Origin of the sequence: Catenibacterium sp. co_0103 (assembly GCF_004168205.1) — a bacterium.
Classification (GTDB): Bacteria; Bacillota_I; Bacilli_A; order Erysipelotrichales; family Coprobacillaceae; genus Catenibacterium; species Catenibacterium mitsuoka_A.
Genome location: NZ_RCYB01000094.1, coordinates 1 through 7,199, shown reverse-complemented (window position 1 = coordinate 7,199; position 7,199 = coordinate 1). Strand labels below are relative to the sequence as shown.

The 7,199-nt window shown below is 35.3% G+C and carries 4 protein-coding genes and 1 other annotated feature; all 4 genes read left to right on the top strand.

The features are described 5' to 3' along the window. Positions 1-324: 324 nt before the first annotated feature. The 4 genes from EAI80_RS11040 to EAI80_RS11025 all read left to right on the top strand — a co-directional run bounded on the left by EAI80_RS11040 (position 325) and on the right by EAI80_RS11025 (position 6,893). Positions 325-2,541, top strand: coding sequence for a bifunctional (p)ppGpp synthetase/guanosine-3',5'-bis(diphosphate) 3'-pyrophosphohydrolase (locus EAI80_RS11040; protein ID WP_192924055.1), 2,217 nt, complete (start codon positions 325-327; stop codon positions 2,539-2,541). A gap of 37 nt (positions 2,542-2,578) precedes the next feature. Then, positions 2,579-2,766, top strand: a binding site (T-box leader). 36 nt (positions 2,767-2,802) lie between these two features. Further along, positions 2,803-4,083 (top strand): histidine--tRNA ligase, encoded by a 1,281-nt coding sequence (gene hisS / locus EAI80_RS11035; protein WP_129982061.1) that lies wholly within the window; start codon positions 2,803-2,805, stop codon positions 4,081-4,083. After that, on the top strand, positions 4,076-5,842 hold the full coding sequence (gene aspS, locus EAI80_RS11030) for an aspartate--tRNA ligase (protein WP_129982059.1): 1,767 nt from the start codon (positions 4,076-4,078) through the stop codon (positions 5,840-5,842). The genes hisS and aspS overlap by 8 nt, the downstream gene beginning before the upstream one ends. Beyond that, positions 5,820-6,893 (top strand): Xaa-Pro peptidase family protein, encoded by a 1,074-nt coding sequence (locus tag EAI80_RS11025; RefSeq protein ID WP_129982058.1) that lies wholly within the window; start codon positions 5,820-5,822, stop codon positions 6,891-6,893. Before aspS ends, EAI80_RS11025 begins: the two co-directional genes overlap by 23 nt. Positions 6,894-7,199: the final 306 nt, after the last annotated feature.

The window sequence follows — 7,199 nt, the reverse complement described above, 5'->3', positions numbered from 1 at the left end:
TTGACCTTAAGAACATGATAAATGATTTATGAAATAAACAAAACAGATAGCAGAAAACTGCCCCTAAAAAGTTGACAGCATAAAAGCAAAGCCAGGAGTTCATACCCCTGACTTTTTCAAAGCTTGAGTAAACCCCAAGTCTATTTAGTTACTCAATACTAATAGAAACTCCTTTTGGAGTTTTTTTATTTTGTTTGTATTATTCATAAACGAATAGTAAATATCAGAATAAATGAAGTGATATTTGTATTATTCCTTTCTTAGTCTCTTCATGTTAGTAGTGAATTATGTTATAATTGAGATGATACACGAGGGGGTGTTATTATGAAATATAAAGGTGCAGGGGACCCAATGAGTTACGACGACGTCCTTGCTCTTGTAAAAACATATATCACAAAAGAAGAAAGTTTAGCCCTGATTCAAAAGGCTTATGACTTTATTATGGTGAAGCATAAGGAACAGAAAAGAAGAAGTGGTGAACCTTATACAATTCATTTGATCTGGGTTGCTTATATTCTTGCAACATTACAGACTGGACCAATTACTATTGCAGCAGGACTTCTTCATGATGTTATGGAAGATTGTGATGTGCCTCGAGAAGAAATGGTTGAGAGATTTGGTGAAGAAGTTACTACTCTAGTAGAGGGTGTTACTAAGATCACTAAGATGCCTTATATGGAAGAAAGTGATTTCCATGCTGAAAATCATCGTAAGATCTATATTGCGATGGCTAAGGATATTCGTGTTATCTTGATTAAATTAGCTGATAGACTCCATAATATGCGTACGCTTCAATATATGAGACCGGATAAGCAACAGCGTATTTCTAGAGAAACATTAGAAGTCTATGCGCCAATTGCGCATCGTTTAGGTATTAATGATATTAGAGTAGAACTAGAAGATTTATGCTTATTATATCTTGATCCTAAAGCTTATAAAGAAATTGCGGCACTTCTTGATAAGAAGAAGAGTGAAAGAAAAGATTCTGTTGATGCAATGATTAAGTCAGTTGAAAAGAACTTAGAAGGAACTAGCATCAGTTATCGTATTAAGGGTCGTGCTAAGCATATTTATTCTATTTATAAAAAGATGGTTTATAAGCATAAGCGTTTTGATGAAATCTATGATTTGAATGCTTTACGTATTATTGTACAAACTAAGAATGAATGTTATGAAGTATTAGGTATTATGCATGAGAAATATCGTGCGATTCCTGGACGTTTTAAGGATTATATTGCCATGCCTAAGCCTAATATGTATCAGTCATTACATACATCTGTGATTGGTGAAAAGGGCTATGTATTTGAAATCCAGATTCGTACTGAAGAGATGGATGAACTCGCTGAAAGAGGGGTTGCATCTCATTGGCGTTATAAAGAAGGTAAGAAGTATAATGCGAAACAGGAACAGAAGGAAATTGGAGAAAAGCTTCAGTGGATGAGTGAGTTCATTACTGTAAGTGATGAAATGAAAGATAATGAAGCTAAAGATTTTTATAATACGTTACAACGTGATATCTTTGAAGCCAATGTTTATGCTTTAACACCTGCAGGTCGTATTGTAGAATTACCAAATGGGTCTACACCGATTGACTTTGCATATCGTGTTCATACAGAAGTTGGACATCATGCGGTTGGAGCAATTGTGAATGGTGTTATGGTTCCTTTTGATACCAAATTAAGAACAGGTGATATTGTAGAAATCAAGACTAATAAGAATTCTGGTCCAAGTGAAGGCTGGTTGAAGTTTGTAAGAACAGCGGGTGCTCGTAATAAGATTCGTCAATATATCACAAAACATGAAGAAGAAAATAAGAAACAGATTATTGAAGAAGGAAGAAGACTTCTTAGAGATGAAATCAGAGCAAGACAGCTTGATGAAAAGACTTATATGAGTCCTGATACTTATAGAACTTATCTTGGCTCATTTGGCGCCAATACATTTGATGATGTACTCTTTGCATTAGGTAAGAAGCATGCGACTGCTTCTACACTTCTTGATAAAGTGGCCCCACAAAAGAGAGGATTCTTTGATAACTTGTCTCAAATCCTTCGCCACAACAACAATATTCAGGAATTAAATAAGAAACATGAGAAGAGTATTGGTGTGGCAGTTACTGGTGTAGATGGGCTAAAGATGCAATTATCTAAATGCTGTAATCCTATTCCTGGTGACAAGATTGTTGGTTTTGTATCTAAAGGACAGGGAATCAAGATTCATCGTGCGGATTGTCCAAATGTCAAGAGTGTCGTAAAAGGACGTTTGATTGATGTTTATTGGGATTATCCTAATATTGAACAGAAGCGCTTTAATGTGGATCTAGAAGTCGTTGGATTAGATCGTCCTAATTTATTAAGTGATATTGTGACATGTTTAAGTCAGGTAAAGGTCAATATTCTTAAAATCAATGCGAACATCATGGATTTAGATGCTCATATTCGTTTAACATTGTCTGTAGAGAATGCAGAAATCTTACAGAATACAATTGATAATATGAATAAAGTACAGGGTGTTGCAGAAATTCGCCGTGTAATTCATTAGTGACTTGAATTAAATATACTTTTGATTTATAATCACCTTATATTCAGTGAAGAAGATTAAGTAATGGACATTGATAGAGAGGTCATGGCTGGTGGAAATGACTAATGAGAAGTTATGGGACACTTTGGAGAATGCTTTAAAAAAGCACGTTGGTAACGTTATAACTAAGTAAAGTGCATGATTTATTCATGAACTAAGGTGGTACCGCGTATTAACGTCCTTAGATTAAGGACGTTTTTTATTTTTATAAAGGAGGAACTCATGAAATACAATAGACCAAGAGGGACAGTAGATATTACCCCTGAAAATTCAGAAAAATGGATTGAAATGGAACAGCTATTAAGAACTGTTGCCGCAAATTACAACGTAAAAGAAATGCGTACACCAATCTTTGAACACACAGAATTATTTAGCCGTGCAGTTGGTGATACGACAGATGTAGTAACTAAAGAAATGTATACATTTAAGGATAAGGGAGATCGTTCTCTTACTTTAAGACCAGAAGGAACTGCAGGTATTGCAAGAGCATATGTAGAAAATAAGATGTATGCTTTACCTGAAAAGTTACAGAAGGTTTACTATATGGGACCAATGTTTAGATATGAACGTCCACAAAATGGTAGACAGAGACAGTTCCACCAGTTCGGTGTAGAAATGTTAGGTGTTGAATCACCATACGTAGATGTTGAATGTATGTTGATGGCAGTGACTATCGTTGAAGCATTAGGTATTAAGAATATCAAATTACATATTAACTCATTAGGTGATGATGAATCAAGAACTGCATATAGAGAAGCTTTAAAGAATCATTTCAGACCAGTGCTTAATGATTTATGTGAAGACTGTCAGGCACGTTTTGAAAAGAACCCATTAAGAATTCTAGACTGTAAAGTCGATGCGAAGAATCCAGTCATGGCTTCTGCTCCTCGTACAATTGATTATTTAAGTGAAAAAGCGAAAGTACATTTCGATAAAGTCTGCAGTTTATTAGATGATTTAGAAATCGAATATGTTGTAGATACGAATTTAGTAAGAGGATTAGACTACTATTCTCATACAGTATTTGAAATCATCAGTGATGATCCAAAGTTAGGAGCTGGTTCTACTGTTGGTGGTGGAGGACGCTACAATGGCCTTGTTGAAGAACTTGGAGGTCCTGCAACTCCTGGTGTAGGCTTTGCATTTGGTATGGAAAGATTGATGCTTGCATTAGATGACGAAGAAGATGAAGAAAATGGTATTGATGTTTATGTTATGCCTCTAGGTGATGAAGCAAGAGATTTAGCAATGCAGATCATCACAATGCTTAGAGCAAATGGCTTTACTTGTGATATGGATTATGCAGGTAGAGGCTTAAAAGGACAATTCAAGTCTAGTGACCGTTTTGGTGCACATCTTTCTATTATTATTGGTGAAGATGAAGTTAAGGGTGAATATGTTAATATTCGCTGCAATCATTCTAAAGAACAGAGTGAAGTTAAATTAGAAGATATCTTAAGTTATATTGAAAATCATTATGAAGGAGATCATGAACATGAATAGAACTCACAACAATGGAGAACTAAGAATCACTGATGTCAATAAAAAAGTAGAACTTATTGGCTGGGTAGCTAAAAAGAGAAACTTAGGTGCTTTAGTCTTTGTAGATTTAAGAGACCGTCATGGTATTACACAGGTAATCTTTGATGAATCATTTAATGAACAGTTAAAGGATGTTAAGAACGAATATATTCTTGATATCAAAGGTACTGTCGTAGAAAGAAGTTCTAAGAACCCAGATATGCCAACTGGTGATATTGAAATCCAGGCTGAAGAAGTAAAGATTGTCAATAAGGCAGCGACTACTCCTATGATTATTGCGGACGAAACTGATGCCTTAGAAGAAACAAGAATGAAATATCGTTATCTTGATTTAAGACGTCCAGCTCTTCAAAAGAACATCATGAGACGTGCTAAGATTGTCAGAGCTATTCATGAATATTTAGATAGTGAAGAATTCGTAGAAATTGAAACACCATATTTAAATAAATCTACACCAGAAGGTGCAAGAGACTTCTTAGTACCTTCACGTGTACATAATGGCTCATTTTATGCATTACCACAGTCTCCACAGTTATTTAAGCAGTTATTAATGGTAGCTGGTTTTGAACGTTATTATCAGATTGCTAGATGTTTCCGTGATGAAGACTTACGTGCTGACCGTCAGCCAGAATTCACTCAGGTGGACGTAGAAATGAGTTTCATGAATACTGATCAGGTTATTGGTATTGGTGAAGGCTTAATCAAGAAGGTTATGAAAGATGTTATGGACATCGATGTTCAGTTACCATTCCCAAGAATGACATGGCATGATGCAATGGAAACTTATGGAATCGATAAGCCTGATACACGTTTTGATTTAAAGCTTGTTAACTTAAATGAAACAGTGAAGGATGTTGACTTTACGGTATTCAAGAGTGCGCTCGAAGCAGGAGGACATGTAAAAGGTATTAATGTCAAGGGTGAAGCAGATAACTATTCACGTAAGAAGATTGATGCTTTAACTGAACTTGCTAAGAAATATAAGGCTAAAGGTCTTGCTTGGTTAAAAGTGACTGATAAGGGTGTATCTGGACCTATTGCTAAGTTCTTTACTGAAGAACAGATGAGCGCTTTATTAGAAAAGATGAATGCTGAGGTAGGAGACTTATTACTATTTGTGAGTGATACTCATTACATGGTTGTATGTGATGCTCTTGCAGCAATCAGAAATCATTTAGGTAAAGAATTAAAGTTATATGATCCTCGTCAGTTCAACTTCTTATGGGTTGTTGATTTCCCAATGTTTGAATATTCTGAAGAAGATGGAAGATACTATGCAATGCATCATCCATTCACTCGTCCAAAGGATTCTGATCTAGATAAGATTGATACAGATCCAGCAAACTGCTTAGCAGATGCTTATGATATCGTCTTAAACGGTTTCGAACTAGGTGGTGGATCTCAGAGAATCTATGAAGAAGAATTACAGGATCGTGCCTTCAAGGCTTTAGGATTCACACAGGAAAGAATTGATGCACAGTTTGGCTGGTTTGTGGATGCATTTAGATACGGTGCACCACCACATGCTGGATTCGCATTAGGATTAGACCGTTTCGCAATGTTACTTTGTGGATGTGATTCTTTAAGAGACGTTATTGCCTTCCCTAAGAATACAAGTGCAACTTGTCCAATGTCAAAAGCACCTACACCAGTAGACAATGATCAGTTAAAGGACTTAGGAATTGAGGTTACTGAATATGAATCAGAAGAGAATAAATAAAGTATTAGAAAAAATGGAAGAAAGAGGCATTGACTATCTATTAGTCACTGACCCTGTTTCTATCGATTATTTATTAGATTATGTCAATCATCCAGGTGAAAGAATGTATGTTATGGTTCTTTCTTCTAAAGGAAATCATCAGTTATTCTTCAATAACTTATTCTATGTGGGAGAAGACTTAGGTATGCCTATTACTTGGTTTGATGATACAGATAATGGTCCAGCATTACTTGCAGATTATTTAAAGGATGCAAAAGTGATTGGTGTAGATAAGAATATGCCAGCACGTTTCTTAATTCCTGTACAGGATCGCGTCAACGCTAAATATGTTTTAGGATCACTATGCGTAGATGAAGTAAGAATGCAGAAGGATGATGAAGAAAAAGCACTCATGTTTAAAGCAAGTGAAATGAATGATACAGCAATGGCTGAAGTAAAAAGATTACTTGCAACAGATAAGACTGAAATTGAAATGGATGAAGCATTACTTGCTTACTACAAGTCATTAGGTGCATCAGGTCATTCATTTAGTCCAATCATGGGTTATGGTGCCAATGGGGCGAACCCTCATCATTCATGCGATGATAGCCGTTTAAAGCCAGGAGATTCTATTATCGTTGATATGGGATGTATCTATAAAGGATATTGTTCTGATATGACAAGAACATTCTTCTATAAAGAAGTATCCCAAAAGCAGAAAGAAGTATACAATCTTGTATTAAAGGCAAATGAAGCAGCTGAAGCTGCCATCAAGCCAGGTATGAAATTATCTGAAATTGATGCAGTCGCAAGAAATATAATTACTGAAGCAGGTTATGGTAAAGAATTCAATCATCGTTTAGGTCATTTCATTGGTAAAGATGTACATGAATTTGGTGATGTATCTTCTGTCAGTGATATTATCGCAAAGCCTGGTATGATTTTCTCAATTGAACCTGGTGTTTATTTACAGGGTGATTTTGGAGTTCGTATTGAAGACTTAGTTATGGTCACTGAAGATGGCTGTAAGGTATTAAACAGTTATCCAAAGGAATTAACTGTAATTGAATAATTCATGTAGAAAGGATAGTTAGGATGTTTCCTGGCTATTCTTTTTTTGCTTGTTGAAAGATTTATTGAAAAAGTGAAAAGAGTTGAATACATCGATATATCCCGAATTGCAAGCAGAAACTGGAAATAAGAAGATAAGCTAGTTTTTATAGAAAATAGTATTACCAGTTACATTAAGTTTAGCTAGTTCGTTAAGAAATAGTTCTTCAGAAGAAAGATATCCAAGTATCTTTCTTTTCTTCTGGTTTATTTTATTGTTTATATCAATAGTTGTCTCCTTATCAATTGTATTAATATCAGTTCCTTT

Coding starts and splice junctions, on each gene's coding strand:
- hisS (WP_129982061.1), top strand. CDS start 2,803: ATGAAATACAATAGACCAAGAGGGACAGTAGATATTACCCCTGAAAAT.
- aspS (WP_129982059.1), top strand. CDS start 4,076: ATGAATAGAACTCACAACAATGGAGAACTAAGAATCACTGATGTCAAT.
- EAI80_RS11025 (WP_129982058.1), top strand. CDS start 5,820: ATGAATCAGAAGAGAATAAATAAAGTATTAGAAAAAATGGAAGAAAGA.
- EAI80_RS11040 (WP_192924055.1), top strand. CDS start 325: ATGAAATATAAAGGTGCAGGGGACCCAATGAGTTACGACGACGTCCTT.